This window comes from Vagococcus luciliae, assembly GCF_024637875.1.
Taxonomy (GTDB): Bacteria; Bacillota; Bacilli; order Lactobacillales; family Vagococcaceae; genus Vagococcus; species Vagococcus luciliae.
Map to the genome: position 1 here is coordinate 2,091,671 of NZ_CP102451.1, position 25,217 is coordinate 2,116,887.

Genomic DNA, 25,217 nt, shown 5'->3' on the forward strand with positions numbered 1-25,217 from the left:
TTTATTTATTTAAAAAAAACAAGTTAATAACACTAAAAGCATCATTATTACAATAAAAAAGCTACTAAGTGACATGCATCACTTTAGTAGCTTTTTTAATGAATAATTTACTATAGTGGTATCATCATCCACACAGCTGCAGCTAACGCGCCACCCACTAATGGCCCTACAACTGGTACCCAAGAATATGACCAATCAGACTCACCTTTATTTTTGATTGGCAACATTTGATGTGCAATACGTGGACCCAAATCACGAGCTGGATTAATTGCATATCCTGTCGGACCTCCTAGAGACAGGCCAAGTGATAAAATTAATATTCCAACAACAACTGGATTGAATCCATCTGCAAATGTATTTTGTCCAAATGCTAACAAACCAAACACTAAAACAAATGTTCCAATTGCTTCAGTCACAACATTTGATGTATAATTACGAATCGCTGGTCCTGTTGCAAATGTTCCAAGAATAGCTGCTTCATCTTTTGTTGCTTCAAAATGTGGTAAATAAGTAATCCAAACTAAAATTGCTCCTACTATACCACCTAAAACTTGTGCGATAAAGAATGGTGCCACTAAATTCCAAGAAAAATCACCTACTATTGCTAATCCTAATGTCACAGCGGGATTTAAATGAGCCGGTCCCATAAATCCAGAAATATAAACTGCGATCGTTACAGCTGCTCCCCATCCTAATGTTACAGCTACCCATCCAGCTCCTTGAGCTTTACTCTTATTTAAACTAACAGCAGCTACTACACCATCACCAAGTAATACCAAAATCAATGTTCCTAAAAACTCACTAAAAATTTGTAAACTCGTTGCGTCCATTATATTTAACTCACCCTTCTATTTTCAAGTCTGATAAAAATGATTCTGACATTGCATTATCTAATTCTTTTGTATAATTGCTCACTTCTTCTTGTGTCCACTCAAAATATTGAGACATAGCATTTATAATAGCCTCTTTTATCTTCTCTAATCGATCACGTTTAAATAATAAATAATTTGTACGTCTTAACACATAATCAACTGGCGTTAATGTCATCTCTTCTTCAAGCGCATACATTAAACTCATCGATTCTGCTTTTGTTAATCCCATAAAATCAACTTTATCATATGACAAGACTTTATTTATATTTGCTCCATAAAGATTAGCTAAATCACTAGCTTCTTCTTTACTCAAGCCTTGTTCTATAGCTAATTTTGTAAATACTTCAGTCATTTCTTCGACTTTTGTTGGATCAAATTCTCCACCTGAGACAGGATAACTCTTAGAGTCAACCAAATGATACTCTCTACCAAAGTTTTCTTTTAAAATTGAAGCAATCAAATTTAATGCTCCTTCTGCCATCAAGCGATAATCGGTAATCTTTCCACCTGCTAATGTCACTAATCCATCTTTTGTCACATCTAAGCTACTTCCACGTGACACAGAAGAAGCAGATACCTCTTTTTCACCACTACTTGTCTTAGCTTTTTTGATGGTCTGTTCAATGGATTCTTTTGACCCTATCCCTGCTTCAAAATCTTTTACAGATCGAATGACTAACTCTAAACTTTCATCTGACAACGATGCTTTTGATCCACCATTATAATCTGAACCAGCATTTCCAGATAAAAGCGGTCTCAATCCTGCCCAACTTGCTTCAATATCTTCTAGTGTAATATCTCGTTTAGGGAAACGATTATTAACAACTTTTAACAAATAATCAACATCTTCTTGTGTCACTGTTGGGTGCATCAAATCTCCTGTATAATCGGTATCTGTTGTGCCGAAATACGTTTTATTCTCTCTTGGTATGACAAAGACCATTCGACCATCAGATAATCCTGTATCAAAATAGACTGGTTGTGTCACAGGTAACTTATCATAATCAACCACTAAATGAACCCCTTTAGTTGGTCTCATTTGGTTTGTCACAGTCTGATCTTTTGATAGTCCACGAATAGTATCACTCCATGGTCCAGTTGTATTTACCACAATATTTGCGTGAATTTCATACGTTTCACCTGTTAACACATCTTCTACATGGACACCTGATATTTTATGATGATTATCATAAATCAATCCTATCACTTTCGTTTTGCTTAATAAATGAGCTCCATCTTCATGTGCTTTTTTAATATTTTCTATCACTAATCTGGCATCATTATTTTTAAAGTCAAGATAAATGCCACCACCAAGAAGTTTGTCTTGATTTAAATGAGGGCTAACTTCCAATACTTCTTCTTTTGTTAGTACACGATTTTCATATTTTGTTCCGGTAACGTGTGCTAAATTATCATATAAATCCATTGCTACTTTTAAAGAAAATAGAGAAAATGTATTGTTTGGTTCATCATAGATTGGTAATAACATTGGATTAGGCTTTGGGATATGAGGAGCTATTTTTTGGACATTTGCCCGTTCACTCACTGTATCAGATACCACTTCAACATCAAATGTTTTAAGGTATCTGATACCTCCATGTACTAGTTTAGTCGAACGTGAAGATGTTCCTTCAGCAAAATCTTGCATCTCAACTAATGCGGTACTCATACCAGAAGCAGCGGTCTGTAAAGCCAGACCCGCTCCTGTAATACCGCCACCAATAATTAATACATCAACCGGATGATTTTTTAAATAATTAATACTTTCTTGTCTTGTTTTTAAAGAAAAACTCATTGTCATCAGTCCTTATATTATTTAATTCTCTTAAACATTTGTGTTGCTTTGACTGCTTCTTTCCATCCTTCATACAACTCAGTACGTTCTTCCTCACCCATTTTAGGAGTAAAGATCTCACCTTCTTGGGTAAATTCTCTTAATTCATCTAAGTCTTTCCAGAAGCCAACTGCTAAACCAGCTAAGTAAGCAGCACCTAATGCTGTTGTTTCAAGATTTGAAGCACGTTGAACATTTATATCCAATATATCTGCTTGGAATTGTAATAAAGAATTATTGTTTGCCGCTCCACCATCCACTTTAATTAACGGAATTTTCACACCAGCATCTTTTTGCATCGTGTCAATAACATCTTTTGATTGATATGCAATGGCTTGTAGCGTTGCTTTAACAAAATCTTCTTTTGTTGTGCCTCGTGTTAAACCAAACACTGCTCCTCTAGCATCTGGATCCCAGTATGGTGCACCTAATCCTGTAAAGGCTGGTACGACATATACACTGTTATCACTTGTTGAATCATTCGCTAATTGTTCTGATTCTGCAGATGATTCAATCATACGTAACCCATCTCTTAACCATTGAACAGCTGATCCAGCAACAAAAATACTACCTTCTAATGCATAATAAACTTTTCCATTAATACCGTAACCAATTGTTGTTAATAATTTGTTGTCGGATAATTGAGGTTTTTCACCAGTGTTCATGACGATAAATGCACCAGTTCCATAAGTGTTTTTAATTGATCCTTCTTCAAATGCTAATTGACCAAACAGTGCTGCTTGTTGGTCCCCTGCCATACCAGCGATTGGCACTTCACTACCATAGAAGTGGAAACTTTGAGTATAACCGTAAATTTCTGAGTTACTTTTTACTTCTGGTAATAATGATTTTGGAATGTTTAATAATTCTAAGATTTCGTCATCCCACTCTAAGTCATGAATGTTATACATCATTGTTCTAGCAGCATTTGAGTAATCTGTTACGTGAGTTGCTCCGTTTGTTAACTTCCATAATAACCATGTATCAATTGTTCCAAAAGCTAATTCACCTTTTTCTGCACGTTCTTGAGCACCATCTACATGATCTAAAATCCAACGAACTTTTGTAGCTGAGAAGTAAGCATCAACGACTAAACCAGTTTTTTTATGAATCATATCTGCGTAACCGTCTTCATTTAATTTTTCAGCTAATGGTGCAGATTGTCTTGATTGCCATACAACGGCATTATATATTGGTTTACCTGTTTTTCTATCCCAAATGACTGTTGTTTCACGTTGATTTGTAATACCTATACCTTTAATTTGCGTTGGACGAACGCCTGACTCGATTAACGCACCGGCAATAACGGACTGTACTGAATTCCAAATCTCATTTGCATTGTGTTCTACCCAACCAGATTCAGGAAAAATTTGAGTAAATTCTTTTTGAGAACTACCTACGCTATTTCCTGCTTTATCAAAAATAATTGCTCTAGAACTTGTTGTTCCTTGGTCTATCGCCATAATATAAGATTTTTCTGTCATTGATAATTCCTCCCAAACACTTAAGATAGCGTTTTCTTTTTGATAAATTCATTCTACCTTTTTTTTGATAATACAAACAGTCAATAATTATTTAATTTTAAAAATTATTGACTGTTTCAAGTTATCTCTATACCAAACATGAGTTATACCAATTATAATTGAATTTTTTTAACAGTCATATCTTTTTTCATTTTACGAGTTGATATGTTCCTAATGAGTTGTATAATATGAGCCATATCATAGCTTGTCCCTAATTCTGAAAGTAAATATACTTCAGTATTGATATGCGTCAATGGTTTGTTAGTAATAACTAAATCAAAAGATTGATTATCTTTATATTTACTACAACTAACTCCATTTAAACAATTAATTTTTTTTATTAATCGTGTAGTGGACACTTCCTGGTAAACATCCTCTAATAGTAATTTCACACCTATTTTAACATTTTTATTAATCTGACTATCGATTAAAGCTATGACATGTAAATATTGTAATTTAGAATAAGCAATCAGCTGAGCATTGTTCTCGCTTGAAAACCCAACATAGTCACCTTCAACTGAGTCGAATAAGTTCTCAACTAAAGGATAAATAACATGTCCTGACCATTCTTTCTCCGTTTCTAAAATATACTCTCTAGATAAAGATTCAATCATTCCATAAAAAAAGTATAATCTTGAATGAATACGAGATAAATAGTAATTAATTTGACTTTCTAATTGGTGAGATAATTTAAGTGGTGCATAATATAATATCAAAGATTCTAAAATATACGTATCAACTAATCCCACAGGTGTAAATTTTGATCTAATAATGGCATACTGATGGTAGTCTTGCTGAGATAGTACTTGAAAACTCATAAGAAAACTAAAATGAATCATAGCTTCTTCTTCATCTACCTCAACAGCATAATGTCCCAACAGACGTAATACAATCGATTTTAGCTCTAAAAACAAATAATCTTGTTCATAAGGAATCATTTTTTCTTTTAATTCTGTGTAAATAGGTGACATAAAACTAATTCTTTTTTTGGAGATAAGTAGCCACAAATTGATTCGTTTCATGTTTTCTTCTGAAAAAGAGACACCCAATCCCCTCTGAATTGCCTGAATTAATGATTGTTGCTTGAAGGGAATATCTTTTTGTGCGTAATTATCTAAATACCAATAAAAACAATAGTAAAAATATCGTATCTGACTTTCTTCTCCAATCAACTTTCCTTGCCAAATAGTTAATCTAAATTCTTTTAATAAGATATTTAATTCTTTTATTTTTCTAAAAAGAGTGGACTCACTAATACCAATGCGTGTTGTTAAGGCTGCTGTTGAGTAATCAAAGTGATGATATAAATAATTCATAATTTGATACTTGATTGACTGTTTATATAAGTTAAGTTCAATCATTTCTAATGAAAAACTTGGAGCTAACTCTAAAGACACCAAGTATCCATCATAAGTTAAGGTTGCTAGTCCTTTGTATTCATCATTAATCCAAACTAAATCAGCGATGTATGTTTCAAGAGATGATTTTGTAATATCAAGTTCTTTTGCTAATGTACTGATTTGTGACATGCTATCCTTTAATAGCAAATGCTTTAACAACATTAACTGCTTTGCCTCTTTTTTTTCAAGTAGATCCTCAAATTTCACTCAAGTCATCTCCTTTTCCAAACGCATCGCCGAAACTCAGAGATGTATTTGCAAAGACTGCATGATAAAAATGCGGTAGTTGATTTAATGTCCTAATATCTATTTTTTCTTTAATCATTAAGGCGAAGGTATTAATTTTATCTAGTACAGGCTCTTTCGAAATAAGTTGAACGCCTAACAAATGATACGTTAAGGCATTATATACTAGTTTCACTGTAACATCTTTTTTATAAATAGTTGATATAGGTAACGTCATCATGACACTTTTGACTCTCTCATCATATAAAAAAGCCTCTGACTCCATTAATCCTGTACTAGCTAAATAATAATCAAATAACTTTACACCAATCGTCTTCAACATTGGTCTGAGTATTTCTTTTTTTTCTATCATATTTTTAGCACAAGTTAAGCTTGTCTGAACAGCATTAACAATCAGAGGTGCGTACACATTAGTTTGAAAAATAAAGCTTGGCACTTGAATCAAGTCTCCTACAGCAAACACGTCTTTAACAGATGTTTCTAGATAATCATCTACGAAAATAGTATTATCGCTATTAGATTTTAATTGATTATCAAAAATAGATAACTCTGGTCTCACACTGTTAGCGCTTAACACTAGTTTCTCTTTAATGTCTATAGCATTTCCACTAGAAAAAAGAAGTATTGAGTCGTCAATTTGCTTGACAGTTTCATTAAAGTAAAACGTCAAGCCTTCAATTTTTCCTGTTGTAGTATAAAACGATTCCAAAAAATCTTTATCAAAATATTTATACAAAGGATAATCCATCGTTTCAATCACATGAACCGTTTTTCCATGATGAATTAATCCGCTTGCTAATTCCATACCAGCCTGTCCAGCCCCTATGACAACAACTTCTTGTACTTCAGTAAGAGATTTTAAAGTGATTTCCGCTGATTCTCTATCTTTATATGTTTTGATATCACTAAATTCATCAAACATCTTCGATGATTTTTGTGAAGAACCAGTTGCCAATACCAATTTATCAAATAGTTTAATGCCATTAGAAGTTTGAATCATTTTATTCGATAAATCATATGATGTCACTTCTGTAGAAGTTAACACTATGATACCACTTTTTTCAAGTTCCTCTTTTGTCATGAAATAGGCTTCATCTAAAGTATCAATTTCACCGTTTAATAACATAGATAAACCACTTGGGATGTATCCTATCTTTTCCTTTTTTTCAATTAGTAATACATCAAATGAAGGATATAATTCTTTCACTTTTATGGCACAATAAACGCCAGCAAAAGACCCTCCAACTATTGTCACATTCATTTAAACACCCCCTATTCCCGTAAAAAATCGATTGATTGACATCATCAATCGATTTTAGCAAATTTTTATCTCAATTAACAATCTTTTATTTTATGATGTCATAACTAATTCATAGGCTAATCGTTCTCTATCTATAGTTGAATCAACAAGTACTAGCCCTCTATACGCAAAATTAAATTTTTCCAATAAATTTTGCATCGTTTTGTTCATTCGATGTGTATCAATTCTAACAGATTGGTACCCTTGACTTAGTGCAATACTAATACTATTGGAAAAGAAATAAGAGGCTAGTCCTTTTCCTTGATAGTTTGAAGAAATGGCTACCCGATGTATCACAACATAATCATTAGTTTGTATCCAGTTATCTAATATGCTATAGTCTTTATCTTCTTGATTAATCATCGCCAAGTATCCTACAACATCGTTATTATAAACTAACACATAACCATAATTTTCTTCTATGTCTGAATAAATTAATGACTCATCAGGCTTACCTTCTTGCCATTGAGGACTTCCTGTTTTCCTCAATACCTCTTTTGCCTCTTCAATAATTGTCATAATTTGTGGAACATCTTCTCTTTTGGCTAATCGTGTATAAATCACTTCTTTTTCCTCCACATTCAGTTTTAAAAATTATACCATATAAACAAAAAAAGTATCCTCTCAGATACTTTTTTCGTTTATATTAATGACATAATAATTGGTAATGTTACCATACTTGTGACAGTTGTCAATGCAATATATTGTGATACTTTTGTTCCTTCACCAGCGTATTCTTCTGCCAAAATAGCATCCAGTGAACCCACTGGCATTGAAGCAAGAAGCACTAAAACACCTAAAATAATTGGATCTACGATAAAGAATTTCAATACTGGAATAAAAATAATTGGTATAATAATTGCTCGAACAAATAAAAATAACAAATTATCTTTATCTAAAAACAATTCTTTTAGTTTAACTTGAGAAAATAAACTACCATTGATAATCATTGATAAAGAAGCTGTCATAATAGACAAATCAACATTAAACGTATGAATTGGCTTTGGTAACTTAATACCTATCATAAACAATAAAAAACCAACTACAGCTGCTAAAATTGCCGGAGTTGTTAGGATACTTCTAATTCGAATTTCTCGGCTATTTGATAAAAACATAATTCCTACAGTGAATAAAAACAGACTTGTTACAGTATTGCAAACAACTAATACAATCAATCCAACTTCTCCATAAAGTTTCCCAACAATAGGAATACCAATAAATAAGATATTAGAGAAAGTTAAACTTACTACCCACAAACTTCGTAACATCTCTTTTTTCTTAAATAAAGTTGCAATTAAATACGTAATAAGTAATGTTGCCACAATCATAATAAATGTATAAATAGCCGTTTGTTTCATCATAATTAATAACTTATCACTTTTATCCACTTGAAAACTATTAATAATGGCTGCAGGTAAAGCAACTGTTGTCAGTAAATAACCAATATAAATATTGGCTCCTGGTGAATATTTCCCCCGTTTATTTAACCAGACACCGACAAACATAAAAAAAATCAATACGATTGTTTCATTGAACACAGTCATTCCCAACTTATTTTCCCCCAATTCTTGACGTTACACCCTTACTTACTAAACGTCTGAACTTATTTTATAGCTCACTTAAAACACTGTCAATGTGGACTTTATAAAGAATAGGCTTACATTCAATTATTTTTTTATTTGTGGGTTAATAAGATAGATAGAAACAAAAAGAAAAAGTTGATAAATCTAATAATGTTGTACCAACATACTATCTTTATACCTTATAACATCTCTAAATAATAATAAAAAAGACCTAGATAATTACCTAGATCTTTGTTCATATCAATGACTTATTAAGTTTTAGACTCACATAATTTAGCATAAGTGTCCTTTTAAAACTATTCTATAAATAAATCAAAACCAACTTTTTATTTTCGTTATAATTCTTTCAAATAGACTGTCTTTTTTTAATTCCTTATCAATTTTTGAAACAGTACTATCCACTTCACCATCGACTGATTTTTTAAAATTTTTGTCTTGTGTAACATCAGGTTTATTTTTTCCTTCTTCAGCCAAAACAACTTCTTTTAAATCATTATTTCCGATAACGATATTAGTCGAATTAGAGTAAGCAAATGTACCTTCTGGTGACCATTGATTAATAACGGAAATATTCTGATTTTTCATTTGATTATCCCAAATATTGACACTATCACTATAACCAACTAATATTCCAGCATAAGGATTCGAATTAGCTTTAAATTGAGCATTTGTATTATCCATACTACCTAATGGCTTTGGATTGGTTAATTTATTATTATGAACATCAACATTAGAAGCACCTACAATCATTATTTGACCATTATATGCCCCTACCCAAGCGCCATCTTGGACATTTTGGTGATTAGTATTGTTTCCATCAAAGTCATTTTCTGAAATTAAAATATTATCAATTTGAGCTTTTTGTTGGTTACCATCGTCATCTTTATCATAAAACACCTTTTCTCCCATACCATAAAGAAGTACACCAGCATCATCATTGTTCAAAAATTTATTTTTTCTTATAATGACGTCTTTCACAGCTCTAAGCGAATGATTTTTAAAATCTGCTGGTTCTATATTAATCCCTGCGGAAGGATCTGTTCCTTTTGTTTTTTCAATGACATTATTTTCAATTAATAAATTCTCAGCATTTTCAATTGATATACCTTGTCGTCTGTTATTCGAAATATGAGAATTTTTAATTTTTATATTACTATTTGATGTCTTTGATTCTTTATCTGCAAATAAATCAATTCCATCTCCCCACATATCAGAGATAGTAACATTATCTATTATAATATTGCTAGAGGATACCATTAAAATCCCCCAACCAGTTTCACCGTTATATTCAGGATTTCCACGTCTAAGTTTAGCATATTTATATATATGATCTTCTCTGTCACCTAGTATCTGCCCACCATAAATGGATACATTACTAGACTCTTTAAGATTTAGCACAGTATAACTATAAAATTCATTTGGAATAGCTTTTAAAATAGCATCATCATCCATAAGAATCGTTGTATTAGATTTAACCTTTAATCCGACTGATGTGTTAACAAAACGTTGGACATTCTCCTTTGTCGATTCAGAGTCATTAGTATTAATCATGTAAGTTCCCTTAGGAAAATAAACCACTTTTTCTTTACTACCACCAACTTCATCTAAAGCTTTTTGAATATTTTTAGTGTCGTCATCTTTTCCATTTCCTACTGCTCCAAAATCGGAGACATCAATGACATTTTTTTCTTCAACTTCAATATTATATTTTTTCATAAGATCTTTTGAACTAACTGCCTCTACTTTAATACTCATAAAAAAGAAAGTAGCTATCATACCTAACAACACAAAATATTTAGTGTATTTCATAAAAATATACTCCTTTCTGATAAAGTACACTATTACACAAGTGACATTTAAAGTCAAACATCTTATATTAAAAAAACATCCAATCAATCTCATAGTAGATTTGGATGTTTGTATTTTAATATAAAAAAGAAAATTAATTATTACAATGGTGTCATAATATTACATAACTACTTGTTTAATTGATGATACAAATTTAAAGATGCGTCTAATATACGTTTTCTAGCATTTGTATCTTGATATTTATATAATTTCTTCAATTTTCTCTCGTGTTTTTTCAACATGTGCTCTCTTTGAAAAGCCTTATCTAATTTTTTAATCATTCTTTTTCTATTTCTCACTATATCACCAGGTAAAAATCTACCTAGCTTTGCATCTTTTTTTGCTTCAACTAATTTAGTATCAAATTGATAATAGACAATTGATTTTCTTAACAAAGCAAAATCCAAAGCTGCACTTGAATAATCAGTCAATAAATAATCATTCTCTACTAACTCATTTTGCAAAATATAATTATCATAGCTAGTATCAATATATTCTGAGGTAAATAAATGTCTATATTGATTAAAATTAGGATGTAATAAAAATTTAGCTTTTATGTTATATCTTTTTAATAGTTCAATAAATTCTTCATCATTCAATAAACTTTGAAATTCTTGATAAAACTCTGTTTCCATAAATTTTTCATCACTTAATCTATTTTGTCCTTTTCTCCATGATGGAAAAATCAATAATTGCTTATAATCTTTTGAAATAGACTTCCATACCTCATACTTTGCAAATAATTCATCAAATCGAGATAAACCAGTTAGAGCTATCTCATCTTCAGAGTAAAAATAATCATTTTTTATAATTTTCTTTTCTCTATCAGAACTACATATAAATAAATTAGTAAATTCTTTTTCTTTTTTCGCATACATAAAAGATAAATCACGTACACCTAAAATACCATGTTGTAAGAAGACTTTAAATGTATTATCTAATTTATTTTGGAATTTTAACATTTTAGTTGGCTCAGCATACATAGAACTGTGAGAATGAAAAATCATGTCAGCATCCATAAACTTTTCAAAATGTTTCATACTCTTATAATAAACAACATTATCAGGATAGTCAGTAAGATTAACTAAATCTGGAGAATGCTTATCAATAATATAAAAACAATCAAATTGGTCCGAATGATTATCCACCATAAATTTAAATTGATTAAATGCAGTATCCTGTGCTTTTTCAGGATATTCACAAAAAAGAGCTGTTAATTTCTCCGACTTATGAGTCTTCGCTTCTAAATTAAATCCCTCGCGAGACGCATATGGAATACTTTCAACAATAATAGAAGACATCTCATTTAATGTTTGATAAAATTTCATTCCAGTTAAATTTTCTTTATATTCTTGTAAAAAATAAAATTCCTGACTATTTTCATTTCCGACCCGATGTCTTCTAGCAAATAAATAATTAATTTGCGTTTGAAACATAACGGATAAATCAATAATATTATTAAAATAATTAGAATATCCTTCAAACTCTTTAAAATGAATCGAAATCTCAGGTGTAATATGAAAATACAATCTAGAAACATATTCTAAATCTTCTTTTAAGATAAATTCTGCTCTATTAGAAGCGATACACCATCGATTGATTGTTCCTCTAAACGTAAAAAATAAGTCCCCACTAATGACAGGTGATACCAGCGTTCTAAGTTCAACAGCTACTTCAACAATACCTTCATCTATTTGATTAACGGAATAAATTTGAGGATTAGATCTAATAAAACGATGACTTATTGGTAACTCTCCAACTAAAATTCTCATATATTTTTGTTTGGAAGGATATAAAGAAATGACCGTATCTTTAAAACTATCATACAAATTTTCATTTTCTTGTAATACTAACTCAGAAAGATCAATTAATTCATTTCCTTCATCATCTATAATTTTTAAAATACTTGCTTTTCCACTAGTTAATTCATAAATATCTGTAAATGGAATGACGATGATTCCTTCATGTTCCATATACTTCATTCTATTTTGTTTAAATTCTACATTAACATAATCATTTGGACAATTACTTATATGAAATCCATTATTTTTTATTAAAACTTCCATGACATCCTCCAATAAAAAACCTTTACACTAAGTTATCTGGGTTATTTCTTTTTATTTCTCCCCATTCATGTTTTTTCTCTTTGCTTGTAAATAAGAATTTTAACGTCCCTAATAACTTAGCGTATAGAGAAATCCAATGGTAAGAAAATGCTTCTATTACTGCTAAAAATAATAAATAAATTCTATCTAAATAGGAAATTCTTTGTATTTTTGTATTTTGAGCTATAACTGTAAAAGTAAAGAACAAGTTAATAAAATAAGATAGAAGGAAAACAAACACTGCCTCTTGCCATGTTACAACACTTACCATAACAAAATATATACCTAAGCCTAATCCAATTGTTTCCATAAAGAAACTAATAATTTCTGTAAAAATAAATAAAGGTAGTCCAATAATCCCAACATTTTTATAATTTTTATTAAATATCATTTTTCTATATTTAAATATCGTTTGTAAGAAACCTATTTGCCATCTAGAGCGTTGCTTAACTAAATCGCCAATTGTTGAAGGTGGTTGTGTCCAACAAACAGAGTCATAAATAAATATCTGTTTACTAGATAAATTATGATCATCAATATATTTTCTAATACCTAAAGTTAAATCAAAATCTTCTCCGATTGAGTATGTATCATATCCATTTATTTCTCTAAGCATATCTAATTTATAGACACCAAAAGCCCCTGATATAATAACTGTACTATCTATATTACTTAAACTAGATCTAAATACTAATACACTTCTTAAATATTCTAAATATTGGAAACCAGTTAATAAATTCCACGTTCTAACTTTAATTGATCTTTGTGCAAAGTTTTCTTGTCTTGTCATTGGTCTAATAAGTCCACCAATAGAAGCAATATCATCTGAAAAATAAAAAGGCGTCATAAGTGTCAATAACGCATTTTTTTCTAAGAAAGAATCAGCATCAACAAACGAGATATAAGGCGTTCTAGCATAGTTGATTCCTACATTTAATGCATCAGATTTTCCACCATTGACTTTATTAATTAAATAGATATTAGGGTATTCCTCACTTTGATAAAAGCCAAGAACCTTTTCAGTTTCTATACTGCCGATTTTTTCTAAAAAATCAATTTTTTTCATATTCAATTCATTGATACAAATATCCATGGTATGATCTTTTGATCCATCATTAACAATATACAGTGTTAAATCCTTATAGTTTTGTTGAATAAAACTATTAACAGATTGTATAATCGTTTCTTTTTCATTATAAGCAGGTATAACCACAGTTAACGGCAAGCTATTTTGTCGACTAATACTTGAATTTGAATCTAATAAATTGTCTGATAGGATAATCCTATCAGACTTTACTTTTTTCATTTCTCTTCTTGATAATATAATCTGAAAACCATATATCGTAAAAAATATATAATTTATTACAAGGGCTGCAATCCCTACAAATATTACTAAATTACTCATTATTTTTTATCCTCTCAATTTAAATAAAGTTCTGTTTCTAATTTATTAAATAAGTCAGCATTAAACTTATGATTTTTTTCCTGTTTAATTAAATTATAGAAATCCATATTTTTCGACTTCATCATTGAATAAAGAATAAAAAATTGTGCTTGTCCAGTGTATTCATCAAAATTATCAACAAGAATATCTTTACAATCATCTAATTGAAGTAAATCAGCTAAGTAAAGAACTTCATAAACAACAGCATCATCTGCACTATAAAAATAATTCATTATTTTTGGTTCTAACTTTATGTCTTGTATAAACTGTTTTCTATCTATCCCACAAATTTGTAAACTATTATCAATATCTTGTTCAATTGATTTACAACTAAAAACTATAGAAATTAAATCAGCAACTGAACTTTTTTTCACTACGCGTCTCATCTTTTTAGAAAAATACTTATATTTATTTTTCACAGTAAATTTATCTACATACTTTCTAACTTTTTTAATTTGTTTATTTTTTTTATTTCGACTGATTGCCATAGGTATTGGACTAAATAAAATATAAATCAGCATTAATAAACTAAGAAAAATAGCTACTCCTAATAAAAAAAGCACAAAATCACTCCAAATTTTTTATTTAAATATTATTTGTTACCGATATCTTTTTTGATTTGTGTTGTTGAAATTTCAGGCGTTCTCTCAAGATAGACAACATCTGCTCCTGTTTCTTTCACAAAATCAAATTGGCCTTTCCAATCGTCTCCCATCACAAATACATCCACTTTAAATTCATCAATATCGGTTATTTTTTGGTCCCACGCTTGTTCTGGTATAACTAAATCCACATAACGTATTGCTTCTAGCAACATTTTCCTTTTTTCATATGAAAAATAACACTTTTTTTGTTTTTCATTCCAATTGAATTCATCAGTAGATAAAGCAACAATCAGATAATCACCTTGTTCTTTTGCACGACGTAGTAAGTTAATATGTCCGTAGTGTAACAAATCAAATGTTCCATATGTAATCACTTTTCTCATGTTAATCCCTCACTGTCTATTAATCATCATCACGTGATTTGTAATATTTGTCATCTTCATCTTCTTCAACTTCATTGATTGTCACAAGTATTTCTAATAATCGTGTTCCTTCTGCTTTATACGTTGTCAAATCAATATGATCGATATGAATGGTTAAGTGTTCATCCTTTTCAGGAATCACTCCCAATTCAGTAATCATAAATCCAGCCATTGTATCAACATCTGTCATCGAAATAGTTGTTCCAAATTTTTCATTAAAATCATTAATTAACATACGTGCTTCAATGAGATATTGATTATCACTTACTTGTTTTAATAAATGATCAATCGTTAATTCATCTGATTCATCGTCAATCTCACCAACAATCTCCTCTAATAAATCTTCAAACGTTACTAAACCAGATACACCACCATATTCATCTAATAAGATGGCCATGTGATTTTGTGTTTTCTTTAACTCTCTTAATAAATCATCAATAAAAATCGTTTCTGGTACATATAATGGTTCATGTATCACATTCAACAGATTTAAATTTTCAAATCCTTTTTCTCTGGCTTCTTTTAGTAAGTTTTTCAAATGTAGAATCCCGATGACTTTATCTTTATCGTCATCATAAACTGGAATTCTTGAGAAATTGTTTCCTAATACTTTATCAATATTATCTTCTGCTGAGTCGTGAATATCAATCATGAAAGCATCAGTACGTGGTACCATTACTTCTCTAGCCATTGTAGTGTCTAATCCAAAAATCCCTTGCACCATTTCCAACTCATCAGAGTCTAAGACTCCTTCATTAGTTAGCATATAGGCCATTTCTTCACGAGTCATACGTTCTTTTTCATCATCAAACTTCATTGGCGTAATACGACTTAAGATATTTGTTGAACTTGATAATAACCATACAAACGGTCTCATCACTTTACCTAACAATGAAATAGGTCCCATTACAAATCTAGCAACCTCTTCAGGTTTATTTAAAGCAATTCGTTTTGGATATAATTCCCCAAATACAATAGAAATATACGTTAATAACACTAGCACAATCACTTGTGATGCTTGTTTTGCCCAAGCAACATCACCAAAAACAGGTGCTAACTCTCTAGCAAAAGAATTTGCCAAAGAAGCCCCTGACAAGATAGTAACTAACGTAATCCCTACTTGAATAGTCGATAAAAAATTTCCTGAATCATTGATTAGACCCAACAATTTAATAGCTGATTTGTCTCCTTCTTCAGCCTTATTTTCCAATCTGTTTCTATTTACCGAAATAACGGAAACCTCCGCAGCAGCAAAAAACGCATTAAGTAACGTTAAAACAACCAAAATAATAATATTGATAAAAATAGACTGACTCTCAGGGTCAGCGTTCATAAGCTTTTCTCTCCTAACATTTATTCGTTCTTTTTAATATTCCTCCGAAAATCGTATCATAAATGACAGTTAAATTCAATATAAAAGATAGATACTCCCATATTACTTAACGGGAGTATTTTCTTCTTTAATGCGCTTATTTAATTGAATCATATCATAGACATAAACGACAATTGTTTTACACACTGCATAAAAAGGAACACCTAAAATCATCCCTAAAAGACCTGCAATGTTTCCTGCCACTAACAAAATAATAATAATAGTAAGGGGATGAATGTCCAAACTTTTCCCTATAACATTTGGATAAATAATATTTCCATCAATTTGCTGAACAATCAATACGACGATACAAGCTAAGACTGCTTTGATTGGATCAGTAAATATCGTAACAAACAGCGCAGGTGCTAGCCCAATATAAGGTCCAATGTAAGGAATCATATTAGATAGTCCGGCAATGACACCAAATAAAAAGGCATAATTCACACCAATTAGCATGTACCCTACACTAGTTGCCACTCCAACAAACAAACACTCTATCATTTGACCACTGATATATTTTGAGATTGTTTGACTCATTTTTATAAGTAATCCTGTCATCTCTTTTCTATGTGTCTCAGGGAAAAAACGTGTGACATTTGGTAAAAACTTATCTCCATCTTTTAACATATAAAATAGAATAAATGGAACAGTAATTATCAGCATAACAACACCTGCCATAGATGAAATAAATGAACCTAATCCATTTCCTAGATTAGATAAAGTTGTTTTGATAATATTTCCAAAAGAGATGTTCCATTGCTCTAAATACTGTTGAATATCAACATTCTTCATAACAGGGTGATGAGCAACCTCGTTAATTGTTTTTTCAATCGCCACATAAAAATCTGGTGCTGATTTGGTCAACATGGTTATCTGTTTTATTAAATTAGGAATCACTGACATAATAAGTAGCAGCACTATCCCCACTAAAAATAGCATAATAATGGATACAGCCCATGTTCTTTTAACTCCTTTTTTTAACATAAATAATAAAATTGGATTTACACAATAAAATAAAAAACCTGATATAATAATTGGTGCAAACATTGTGGTAAATAATGTCCCTATTGGTTTGAATAAAAAGTTAATTTGTGTTCCTACTAAAATTAACGTTGCTATAATAAGTAATTCAAGTGACCAAAACATTAGTTTAGATGATTTTAATTTTCGTAGCATATAATCCCCTCACTTTATTTAAATTCACGTATATTTATTATAATCTATTTGTTTAAAAAAAACTGCTAATTTGCTAAAATTATACAAACCACAAAAAGGAGGAACAACTATGTCACCATTACTTCATACAAACGATCTTAACTCTACTATTTATCACGATGCAAAAGAAATTCGATTAAATGTTTTTGTAAAAGAACAAAACGTTCCTAAATCTATTGAAATAGCTGATGAAGAGTTAGCCATTCATTGTGTCTTATATAATGAAAATAAAAAACCTTTAGGAACCGTTCGCTTACTACCAATTGATAAAACTACTATGAAAGTACAACGTATGGCTGTCGCTAAAGAAGCTAGAGGAAAAGGAGTAGGTAAACAGCTGATGACTTACGTAGAAGATGTCGCTAAACAATATCATGTCTCTACTCTTATTTTAGGAGCACAACTTCATGCTTTTGATTTTTATCAATCACTAGGTTATAAACCTTTTGGTGATACCTATCTAGAAGCCAATATTGAACACCAAAACATGAAAAAAATAATATAAAAAATAACAAGATAAGGAATATCGCCTTGTCTTGTTATTTTTTAATCCCTTACAATTCTTTAATCGACATCACTTGTTTTTCTTTACTATAATCAATAGATGCTTCCTTTGGTATTGTCATTACTTTCTTTTCTGGCTCAATGACTTCTCGAATGATTTTTTTAGAGGAAAAATTATCTGAAGGAGACAACTTTAATATCACCAAGCCAACACAAAGAACGGCACTGATTAAGAATAGGATAGATAGTTTTTTCTTCACTTAAATACCCTCCTTTATTCATCTTGTAAAAAGTATAACACAATAAATTCAAACAAAATGGTTATTTTTTTCGTTTCAAAAACAAAAAAAATAACAAAAAATGATGATATTCTCTCATCATTTTTTGTTAACCTCTTCATTGCTTATCAAACCCTGAATTTACGAAACAGACAGTTACTTCATTTTCTTGATAATTGTTGATACCGTTTATACCAAATATCGACGTACTCATCAGAGAAAGGACCTTTTCCTTCATTAATCCAGTCTACTAAAATCTTCACATTTTCTTTAAGAACAATATCAATTTCGTTTGGGTAATTCATTAGTCTTCGATGATCTTCATATTCATCAACATCTAATAAGCGTTTTTCTCCATCAGGAAACACTTTTATATCCAAGTCATAATCAATATACTTTAAAGCTTCCTCATCCAAGACATAAGGTGAGGCAAGATTACAATAGTAGGAAACTCCTTTCTCTCGTATCATAGCAATTATGTTGAACCAATATTTTGTATGGAAATATACAATAGCAGGTTCACGCGTCACCCATCGACGTCCATCTGATTCTGTCACAAGTGTGTGGTCATTCATGCCAATTATCGAACACTCACTTGTTTTTAGGACCATTGTGTCGCGCCAAGTTCGATGTAAACTTCCGTCATGCTTGTAACTTTGGATTGTGATAAACTCTCCCTCTTTAGGAACACGCATCACTATTTAATCCTGCTTTCTTTGACAATGTTTGCCAATTTTTCACATGGGCATTAAATTTGTTATTTAACACCAATATCAGGATTATTATAGCATACCTTCCTCTATTATATCACTAGTTATTCATACTTTTCTTTAGTAATTCAACCATCTTTTGTTGTGGTTTTGGAAAAACATACTGTGGAAACTCGTCTAAATAGACCCACTTTTGATTGGTTAGATGAGTATCTTTTAGCCCATTTAACTTATCTTGAACAACTAATATATGCCATTTTCTATGACTAAAGATATGCGTTACAATTCCTAAAAGATTTTTATCTTTTATATTTTCTACTTCATCATATAAATTTAACTGCTCAGCTACCATTCCTGTCGATACATCATGTGAGTCATAAATTTGTGAGAAACGATCGTAATCTTTTTTTGTCACTTCTCTCATTGGAAAAGTCCACATATCAGCTAACAACCCATCTGATGGTCGTTTTTCTAATAAAAAAGCACCTGTATCATTTTGTAAAATATCCGCTACATAATAAAGAGGTTTTGCTTTTTCTTTTTTCTTTTTCACTGGGTATTTGGATATCGTATTTGTTTTTTTGGCTTCACAGTACGCTTGTATAGGACATGTTTCACACGAAGGCTTAGTTGGCGTACAAATCGTAGCACCTAAATCCATTAAGGCTTGATTAAAATCGCCCGGTTCACTTTGAGACATGGTGTCTCTTACATAACGATCAAATACTTTTCGTGTTTTAGGTAAAGCAATATCATCAGCCAAACAAAATAAGCGACTATAGACTCGCATCACATTTCCATCAATTGCTGGCTCTGGTAATGAAAACGCAATACTCCCAATCGCTCCACCTGTATAAGGTCCAACCCCCTTTAAAGATAAAATATCCTCTATTTTATTTGGCATCTTTCCATCAAATGTTTTTACTATTTCTTTTGCAGCATGTTGCATGTTTCTTACACGTGAATAATAACCCAGTCCTTCCCACGCTTTTAACAATTTATCTTCATTAGCATTGGCTAACGCTTCAATTGTTGGAAACCACTCCATAAACCGATTAAAGTAAGGAATCACCGTGACAACTTGTGTTTGTTGCAACATAATCTCAGACACCCATACTCTATAAGGATCTGTTGACTCTCTCCAGGGTAAGTCTCTTTTTTCAAGACGATACCACGTTAATAAATCCTCTTGAAAACTTGTTTTTTTTTCTTGTGTCCAAGTTATCTCTTTACTCATTTTTTACTCTAACTCCATCTCTTTTTCTTCTATATAACGATTAATATCATCAAATGAAAAGCCCTTTTGATATAAACTTTGTTTCATCTTCTGATTTCTTTTTCGCGAATCCAATCGCTCATGCCGACGCCATAATTTATCTCCTTGTTTCACTAATAAGCTATATTCATCTTCTTCCTCATCAAATTCTAGCTCGTCAATCAATTGAGTAATCACATCACCATGAAATCCTTTTATAAATAATTGTTGTCGAATTTTATTAGTCCGTTCTTTTTGACTTTTTTGTTGATATTTTCGCAACATTTTTTCTGTTAATTTTTTTCCTAAAACCAACTGATGCGTGTGATCAAATAAGCCCAATGCTTCATCAATCGTCCCACCATCTACCCCTTTTTTCATTAAAAACTCTTTGACACCTTGAGGGCCTTTATCAGTGGTTCTAATTGCTGTGCGAACATAACTTTCAGCAAACACCTGATCATTTAATAGAGATAATTCTTTTAATTTATCAATAATCTTCACTATTTGTGGGTAACTAATCTCTTGTTTTTTTAAATAATCTTTTATTTCTTGTTCGCTTCGTAATTGATAGCTTAGGTAATTTAGTGCTTTTTGATACCCTATATCAAAACTTGCTTCCTCTTTTACTTGATTTAATAACTCTTCTGATACCTCACTACCTTTAAGTAGACGATGTTTGACTAGTGAATCTTCTGAAATCGTCATCTTCAATCCACTTTTGGTTGTTAAAAGATACCCTGTTTTTTCTTTTTTGATGCTTTGAATGACTTCCATCTCTTTTAGCCCCCTTGCATCTTTTTACTATATCATATTTTCATTATATTTTACCCCAGTAACTATCGTATTCTTCTATAAACTCGTGAATAGTCAACGTTTGATGACGTTGTTGGACAGTCAAAAAATAATCAACCGTATGTCGACACCTATCCAAGCGTTTACTATCAATTGTTGGCAACAGACATGTCACGTTATCAAAATGATACTCGATAAATCGACCTCTTTCTTCAAGTTCTTCATCTAACATTTTGGACATCTCAGGATAAAAATATAACATATAATATTTCATCGCCTCATGGATACGTGAAAGCAATGATTTATACTCATAATCTATCTCGAGGCTTAAATAATTAAAAAAATTAATCATCGTCACACCTTTACTACTTTGATGACACGTTTCAATGTACATAATGTTAAAAAAGCTAGTGTCCTTCCTAACTGATCCGTTTAATGGCACAAACAGACAACGTCTATCAATCATAGGTTGTTTATATCGTTTTTGACTAAAATCATCATATAACGCTACTGTATGTATGACTTTTTGAAAAATATATTGATTTCTCTCATTATACTCACTAATTAACGTTTGAGTGTTTGATGTTGTCAGAATAGGGAGTGTCGTTGATGAAAAAAGAAGAGTCTTATATGCCAATCCCAATTCAGAAATATCATGAATAAAATAAATATCATCTGACAAATGAGTCTGCCCCATTTTGACACTACAAGGTAAAAATTTGTTATATAAATCATTTAGTGTAATCGACTCTCCATGCGCTAATGCTTCATATATTAATCGTTTTCTGCCTTCAGTTTTCATTCGCTTCTCTCCTATATTTTGTTTTTTTATCGATTATTATTTTAACATATCCCATTTATTTTTAAAGCGTTTTCATGCATTTTTAAATGATTTTACGCAAAAAATTCAAAAATTGGTTTTTCCGTTATTTACTCATTTTGCCTATACTCACAGTGGCTAGCCAAATGATTAACTTTTGAGAGGATAATAACAATGGAAGAACAAATTTTTACCACCTATCATTCATTGATCTTAGGCGCATTAAAGAAATGTCATATCACACCGACACATCCAGAATTTGATGATTACTTACAACAAGCAAGAATTGAATTACTTAAGGCATATAGACACTATCAGACTGATTTGGACAATCACCCACCATTTCGCCCGTTTATTTACCAAAAAATCTATTGGACAACATTAGATGCTATCAGAAAAGAACAGCGACGCTTTGATAAAGATGTCATCGAAGATTCCTTTCTTGAGTCAATCCCTCAAGAAGAGGATATGACTAGTTGTCTGGTCACGTCTGATCTATATCATGAGCTACTGGCTCTTTTATCTAAAGACGAGAGTCATTTTTTAAACGATCGCTTTTTTGAGCAATTAACCATTAGTCAAATCGCTAAAAAACACCACGTCGCTAGACAAACGGTCTATCGTTGGCGAGATGGTGTAAGAAAAAAATATCAAAAAATTGAAAAAAAGGTGTGACACTTTTGAGTTGGGAAACGTTTATATAAGTGTAAGGCGCGCGACTTACAAAAAACAAAAAGGACGTGACTATCATGGAAAAAATATTTGACAGTAAAAAAGCCATCTTATCATTTAAAGCAGTAGGAGATAATAAACCACGCAAACAAACCCTTGCAAATTTAATCGAAGACGCTTCTGATGAAAGTATTTTAGATTTAAGTGATGTCTTCAATAACCTTGCACCAACTGATGAACCATTAGAAAAACTAGCAATCATTGATACACACCACTATGATATTTAATCTCTCACTCAAACCAACTAGGAGGAAACACCCATGAAAAAATTAAACTTAAACTTTTTAAATGAAGACAATAAAAAAACTACCTTAGTACCCAAAGTAGCCAAACAAGATTTAACAAAAGATGAGGTAAAAGAAGCAATGACTATCATTGCTACACTTGATTTGTTTGAATCAAACGGTAAAAAATTATATGTGACACCAAAATCAGCACACTATAGTGAAACAATTATTACAGAGTTGTTCTAACATGTTAGACGACGTTTACCACAAACGTCGTCTTTTCTTATACCAGAAAGGAGTTTTTATATGCTAAAAGTAATCGACTTATCAAATCACCAACGAGGGATGTCACTTGATACACTAAAAGCTGATGCCTTTATCTTCAAAGCAACAGAAGGCACTTATTTTATTGATGATACATGTGACACTTTTGTCCAACAAGCCAAAAAACTAAATAAACCTTATGGTGTGTATCATTTTCTAGATCAAAATGATGTCATCAAACAAGCAGACTTTTTCTTAACACATATCAAAGGCTATCTAGGTGAAGCAATCCTTGTTCTTGATTATGAAGAATACGGTAAACAAGGGGCTCAAAAAGCCAAAGAGTTTTTAGATTACGTCTATAAACAAACAGGCGTGAAACCTCTCATCTATATGAATGAAAGTGATGCAAACTCTGATGATTGGTTGGATGTCGTAGCTGGTGATTATGGCTTATGGGTCGCGAAATACTCTCAACACACACCTATCGTTAAGCAATGGCCAAGCTATGCCATGTGGCAATACACCAGTACTCCTGTTGATACAAGCTATTTTTACGGAGATAAACTCGCTTGGCAACAATATGCTGCACCCAAAAAGACCATCACCCAACAAAAGGACGCTTATCACACAACAGGAACACGATTTGAAGCATTAAGAACACTCGTCATTCAAGCAGATGAATCCTTTAAAAAGGCATCTGGCATGTACTTTTCCAAAAGTACTGTCTTTGATATTGAGCAAATTTGCCACACCAAAACAACAACGCATGCTTGTATACTCTATAATCATCGCAAGGTATTTGTTACACTTCACAAGGATTATGTTAGAAAGATAGATTAGGATAAAAAATAACCCTCCACGAGGAATCAAATTGATTTCTTGTGGGGGGATTTTTAGTATAACTATCTTAAATTGTATTAGTTGAGTTTCTTTTCGCTGTAAAAATTAGAATGGCTACCATACACCAAAATTGAATAGACAAGTAGCCTCCTTGCTGAAACATAAAATAAATAAAATATAACCCATAAAATACATTTGAAAAAAATAACCAAATAGTAAAAACTATAGATATGGCTAAAGGTATCAACCCCAATTCTGTCAATATATAAGCATAGTTATTAAACAATAGACCCGGAGAATTATTTATTCCATATCCCATAAATGGATAATCAAGAGAATAGTCCCATGAACCGGAAAGTCGCATTTTTGCTGAATTATCTCTATTATTTTGTACTCGAAAAACTCTAGCTATTATAGATTCATATATTTTATCCCATATAGAAAAGAATATACCTGCACTGACAATAATAAAAAAATAAGTTTTAATACTTTTTAAAAACTTAAAATCTAGAGTCTTAAATATTTTTATTAAAATTAAACCCAATAATAATGGAAAAGAAGACAATGAAAAGCTTAAAACTGTTGTTACTATTAATACTATACTCTTTTTGAATGGTATACTATATCCTATTTTATTTAGATATGCTACAGCAAGTACAAAACAATTAATAATACCAAAATGGGCTGGTTCATTAGTCAATCCTCTTAATCGAATTAAATTCGATGATCCTAGAAAATAACTTAATTCATCTTGTCTTAAATACATCCATATTACATTTAAAAAATTTGTTGCACTTATTAATTGTAAAACATATATAAAAAAAGCCAAAATTGAAAATAATGTAGCAAACCAAACAAGCTTTTCAATAATCATTATTTCATATTTATTTGCTTTTATAAATGAATACAATAATATAAAGTAATAACAATACAACCCCACTTTAATCATTGAAACTACTCCGCTAGAAAACGAAAAAGATGTATCGAAAAATAAATGTATAATAAAATTTTGTAAGAAAC

The 25,217-nt window shown here is 31.1% G+C and carries 25 protein-coding genes; 5 read left to right on the forward strand and 20 right to left on the reverse strand.

What is annotated here, in order from left to right; translation table 11 throughout:
* Window positions 1-110: 110 nt before the first annotated feature.
* From G314FT_RS10180 to G314FT_RS10245, 14 genes are all read right to left on the reverse strand, one after another.
* Entirely contained in the window at window positions 111-830 is a 720-nt protein-coding gene (locus G314FT_RS10180; RefSeq protein ID WP_257701311.1) for an MIP/aquaporin family protein, read from the reverse strand.
* 10 nt (window positions 831-840) lie between these two features.
* Complete coding sequence (gene glpO / locus G314FT_RS10185; protein WP_257701312.1) at window positions 841-2,667, reverse strand: type 1 glycerol-3-phosphate oxidase; 1,827 nt, start codon at window positions 2,665-2,667, stop codon at window positions 841-843.
* Between the two features lie 17 nt (window positions 2,668-2,684).
* Window positions 2,685-4,190 (reverse strand): glycerol kinase GlpK, encoded by a 1,506-nt coding sequence (glpK, locus tag G314FT_RS10190; RefSeq protein WP_257701313.1) that lies wholly within the window; start codon window positions 4,188-4,190, stop codon window positions 2,685-2,687.
* A gap of 152 nt (window positions 4,191-4,342) precedes the next feature.
* Window positions 4,343-5,836, reverse strand: a complete 1,494-nt coding sequence (locus tag G314FT_RS10195; RefSeq protein WP_257701314.1) for a helix-turn-helix domain-containing protein — start codon at window positions 5,834-5,836, stop codon at window positions 4,343-4,345.
* Entirely contained in the window at window positions 5,826-7,136 is a 1,311-nt protein-coding gene (locus G314FT_RS10200) for an FAD-dependent oxidoreductase (RefSeq protein WP_257701315.1), read from the reverse strand. Before G314FT_RS10200 ends, G314FT_RS10195 begins: the two co-directional genes overlap by 11 nt.
* A 90-nt stretch (window positions 7,137-7,226) precedes the next feature.
* Window positions 7,227-7,739: a GNAT family N-acetyltransferase gene (locus tag G314FT_RS10205; RefSeq protein ID WP_257701317.1), complete on the reverse strand. Its 513-nt coding sequence runs from the start codon at window positions 7,737-7,739 to the stop codon at window positions 7,227-7,229.
* A gap of 77 nt (window positions 7,740-7,816) precedes the next feature.
* Window positions 7,817-8,719 carry an AEC family transporter gene (locus G314FT_RS10210; protein WP_257702567.1) on the reverse strand — a complete coding sequence of 301 codons (903 nt, stop codon included), beginning with the start codon at window positions 8,717-8,719 and terminating at the stop codon, window positions 7,817-7,819.
* Between the two features lie 351 nt (window positions 8,720-9,070).
* Window positions 9,071-10,567, reverse strand: coding sequence for a right-handed parallel beta-helix repeat-containing protein (locus G314FT_RS10215; protein ID WP_257701318.1), 1,497 nt, complete (start codon window positions 10,565-10,567; stop codon window positions 9,071-9,073).
* A 167-nt stretch (window positions 10,568-10,734) separates the two neighbouring features.
* On the reverse strand, window positions 10,735-12,672 hold the full coding sequence (locus G314FT_RS10220; RefSeq protein ID WP_257701319.1) for a CDP-glycerol glycerophosphotransferase family protein: 1,938 nt from the start codon (window positions 12,670-12,672) through the stop codon (window positions 10,735-10,737).
* Window positions 12,673-12,694: 22 nt separating this feature from the next.
* Window positions 12,695-14,116, reverse strand: coding sequence for a glycosyltransferase family 2 protein (locus G314FT_RS10225; RefSeq protein ID WP_257701320.1), 1,422 nt, complete (start codon window positions 14,114-14,116; stop codon window positions 12,695-12,697).
* 14 nt (window positions 14,117-14,130) lie between these two features.
* On the reverse strand, window positions 14,131-14,718 hold the full coding sequence (locus G314FT_RS10230) for a hypothetical protein (RefSeq protein WP_257701321.1): 588 nt from the start codon (window positions 14,716-14,718) through the stop codon (window positions 14,131-14,133).
* Window positions 14,719-14,747: 29 nt separating this feature from the next.
* Window positions 14,748-15,143 (reverse strand): glycerol-3-phosphate cytidylyltransferase, encoded by a 396-nt coding sequence (gene tagD, locus G314FT_RS10235; RefSeq protein ID WP_257701327.1) that lies wholly within the window; start codon window positions 15,141-15,143, stop codon window positions 14,748-14,750.
* Between the two features lie 19 nt (window positions 15,144-15,162).
* On the reverse strand, window positions 15,163-16,515 hold the full coding sequence (locus tag G314FT_RS10240) for a hemolysin family protein (protein ID WP_257701328.1): 1,353 nt from the start codon (window positions 16,513-16,515) through the stop codon (window positions 15,163-15,165).
* Window positions 16,516-16,617: 102 nt separating this feature from the next.
* Window positions 16,618-17,730 carry an AI-2E family transporter gene (locus G314FT_RS10245; RefSeq protein WP_257701329.1) on the reverse strand — a complete coding sequence of 371 codons (1,113 nt, stop codon included), beginning with the start codon at window positions 17,728-17,730 and terminating at the stop codon, window positions 16,618-16,620.
* Window positions 17,731-17,839: 109 nt separating this feature from the next.
* Between G314FT_RS10245 and G314FT_RS10250 the strand changes: the two genes are divergently transcribed.
* A complete protein-coding gene (locus G314FT_RS10250; RefSeq protein WP_257701330.1) occupies window positions 17,840-18,274 on the forward strand; it encodes a GNAT family N-acetyltransferase in 435 nt (144 codons plus the stop codon).
* Between the two features lie 49 nt (window positions 18,275-18,323).
* Here G314FT_RS10250 and G314FT_RS10255 read toward each other — a convergent pair whose 3' ends face one another.
* The 5 genes from G314FT_RS10255 to G314FT_RS10275 all read right to left on the reverse strand — a co-directional run bounded on the left by G314FT_RS10255 (window position 18,324) and on the right by G314FT_RS10275 (window position 22,113).
* A complete protein-coding gene (locus G314FT_RS10255; RefSeq protein ID WP_257701337.1) occupies window positions 18,324-18,533 on the reverse strand; it encodes a hypothetical protein in 210 nt (69 codons plus the stop codon).
* Window positions 18,534-18,712: 179 nt separating this feature from the next.
* The gene (gene ntdP / locus G314FT_RS10260; protein ID WP_117972596.1) at window positions 18,713-19,246 is read right to left on the reverse strand and encodes a nucleoside tri-diphosphate phosphatase; all 534 of its coding nucleotides are present in this window, start codon (window positions 19,244-19,246) and stop codon (window positions 18,713-18,715) included.
* Between the two features lie 115 nt (window positions 19,247-19,361).
* Window positions 19,362-20,498 (reverse strand): A/G-specific adenine glycosylase, encoded by a 1,137-nt coding sequence (gene mutY, locus G314FT_RS10265; protein WP_257701347.1) that lies wholly within the window; start codon window positions 20,496-20,498, stop codon window positions 19,362-19,364.
* 3 nt (window positions 20,499-20,501) lie between these two features.
* Entirely contained in the window at window positions 20,502-21,293 is a 792-nt protein-coding gene (recX, locus tag G314FT_RS10270; protein ID WP_257701349.1) for a recombination regulator RecX, read from the reverse strand.
* Between the two features lie 43 nt (window positions 21,294-21,336).
* A complete protein-coding gene (locus G314FT_RS10275; RefSeq protein WP_257701358.1) occupies window positions 21,337-22,113 on the reverse strand; it encodes a competence protein ComK in 777 nt (258 codons plus the stop codon).
* 192 nt (window positions 22,114-22,305) lie between these two features.
* Between G314FT_RS10275 and G314FT_RS10280 the strand changes: the two genes are divergently transcribed.
* The 4 genes from G314FT_RS10280 to G314FT_RS10295 all read left to right on the forward strand — a co-directional run bounded on the left by G314FT_RS10280 (window position 22,306) and on the right by G314FT_RS10295 (window position 24,197).
* On the forward strand, window positions 22,306-22,806 hold the full coding sequence (locus G314FT_RS10280) for a sigma-70 family RNA polymerase sigma factor (RefSeq protein WP_257701360.1): 501 nt from the start codon (window positions 22,306-22,308) through the stop codon (window positions 22,804-22,806).
* Window positions 22,807-22,880: 74 nt separating this feature from the next.
* Entirely contained in the window at window positions 22,881-23,090 is a 210-nt protein-coding gene (locus G314FT_RS10285; protein ID WP_257701363.1) for a DUF1659 domain-containing protein, read from the forward strand.
* A 33-nt stretch (window positions 23,091-23,123) separates the two neighbouring features.
* On the forward strand, window positions 23,124-23,336 hold the full coding sequence (locus G314FT_RS10290) for a DUF2922 domain-containing protein (protein ID WP_241699308.1): 213 nt from the start codon (window positions 23,124-23,126) through the stop codon (window positions 23,334-23,336).
* Window positions 23,337-23,396: 60 nt separating this feature from the next.
* Window positions 23,397-24,197: a GH25 family lysozyme gene (locus G314FT_RS10295; RefSeq protein WP_257701365.1), complete on the forward strand. Its 801-nt coding sequence runs from the start codon at window positions 23,397-23,399 to the stop codon at window positions 24,195-24,197.
* Between the two features lie 67 nt (window positions 24,198-24,264).
* Here the strand turns inward: G314FT_RS10295 and G314FT_RS10300 are convergent, their stop codons facing one another.
* Entirely contained in the window at window positions 24,265-25,146 is an 882-nt protein-coding gene (locus G314FT_RS10300; RefSeq protein WP_257701367.1) for a hypothetical protein, read from the reverse strand.
* Between the last annotated feature and the right edge of the window lie 71 nt (window positions 25,147-25,217).

What these genes read in the sequence shown, in the direction of transcription:
- G314FT_RS10180 (WP_257701311.1), bottom strand. Translation starts at nt 830, where the DNA reads ATGGACGCAACGAGTTTACAAATTTTTAGTGAGTTTTTAGGAACATTG.
- glpO (WP_257701312.1), bottom strand. Translation starts at nt 2,667, where the DNA reads ATGAGTTTTTCTTTAAAAACAAGACAAGAAAGTATTAATTATTTAAAA.
- glpK (WP_257701313.1), bottom strand. Translation starts at nt 4,190, where the DNA reads ATGACAGAAAAATCTTATATTATGGCGATAGACCAAGGAACAACAAGT.
- G314FT_RS10200 (WP_257701315.1), bottom strand. Translation starts at nt 7,136, where the DNA reads ATGAATGTGACAATAGTTGGAGGGTCTTTTGCTGGCGTTTATTGTGCC.
- G314FT_RS10210 (WP_257702567.1), bottom strand. Translation starts at nt 8,719, where the DNA reads ATGACTGTGTTCAATGAAACAATCGTATTGATTTTTTTTATGTTTGTC.
- G314FT_RS10215 (WP_257701318.1), bottom strand. Translation starts at nt 10,567, where the DNA reads ATGAAATACACTAAATATTTTGTGTTGTTAGGTATGATAGCTACTTTC.
- G314FT_RS10220 (WP_257701319.1), bottom strand. Translation starts at nt 12,672, where the DNA reads ATGGAAGTTTTAATAAAAAATAATGGATTTCATATAAGTAATTGTCCA.
- G314FT_RS10225 (WP_257701320.1), bottom strand. Translation starts at nt 14,116, where the DNA reads ATGAGTAATTTAGTAATATTTGTAGGGATTGCAGCCCTTGTAATAAAT.
- tagD (WP_257701327.1), bottom strand. Translation starts at nt 15,143, where the DNA reads ATGAGAAAAGTGATTACATATGGAACATTTGATTTGTTACACTACGGA.
- G314FT_RS10240 (WP_257701328.1), bottom strand. Translation starts at nt 16,515, where the DNA reads ATGAACGCTGACCCTGAGAGTCAGTCTATTTTTATCAATATTATTATT.
- G314FT_RS10245 (WP_257701329.1), bottom strand. Translation starts at nt 17,730, where the DNA reads ATGCTACGAAAATTAAAATCATCTAAACTAATGTTTTGGTCACTTGAA.
- G314FT_RS10250 (WP_257701330.1), top strand. Translation starts at nt 17,840, where the DNA reads ATGTCACCATTACTTCATACAAACGATCTTAACTCTACTATTTATCAC.
- ntdP (WP_117972596.1), bottom strand. Translation starts at nt 19,246, where the DNA reads ATGCGTGTTCCTAAAGAGGGAGAGTTTATCACAATCCAAAGTTACAAG.
- mutY (WP_257701347.1), bottom strand. Translation starts at nt 20,498, where the DNA reads ATGAGTAAAGAGATAACTTGGACACAAGAAAAAAAAACAAGTTTTCAA.
- recX (WP_257701349.1), bottom strand. Translation starts at nt 21,293, where the DNA reads ATGGAAGTCATTCAAAGCATCAAAAAAGAAAAAACAGGGTATCTTTTA.
- G314FT_RS10275 (WP_257701358.1), bottom strand. Translation starts at nt 22,113, where the DNA reads ATGAAAACTGAAGGCAGAAAACGATTAATATATGAAGCATTAGCGCAT.
- G314FT_RS10280 (WP_257701360.1), top strand. Translation starts at nt 22,306, where the DNA reads ATGGAAGAACAAATTTTTACCACCTATCATTCATTGATCTTAGGCGCA.
- G314FT_RS10285 (WP_257701363.1), top strand. Translation starts at nt 22,881, where the DNA reads ATGGAAAAAATATTTGACAGTAAAAAAGCCATCTTATCATTTAAAGCA.
- G314FT_RS10290 (WP_241699308.1), top strand. Translation starts at nt 23,124, where the DNA reads ATGAAAAAATTAAACTTAAACTTTTTAAATGAAGACAATAAAAAAACT.
- G314FT_RS10295 (WP_257701365.1), top strand. Translation starts at nt 23,397, where the DNA reads ATGCTAAAAGTAATCGACTTATCAAATCACCAACGAGGGATGTCACTT.
- G314FT_RS10300 (WP_257701367.1), bottom strand. Translation starts at nt 25,146, where the DNA reads ATGATTAAAGTGGGGTTGTATTGTTATTACTTTATATTATTGTATTCA.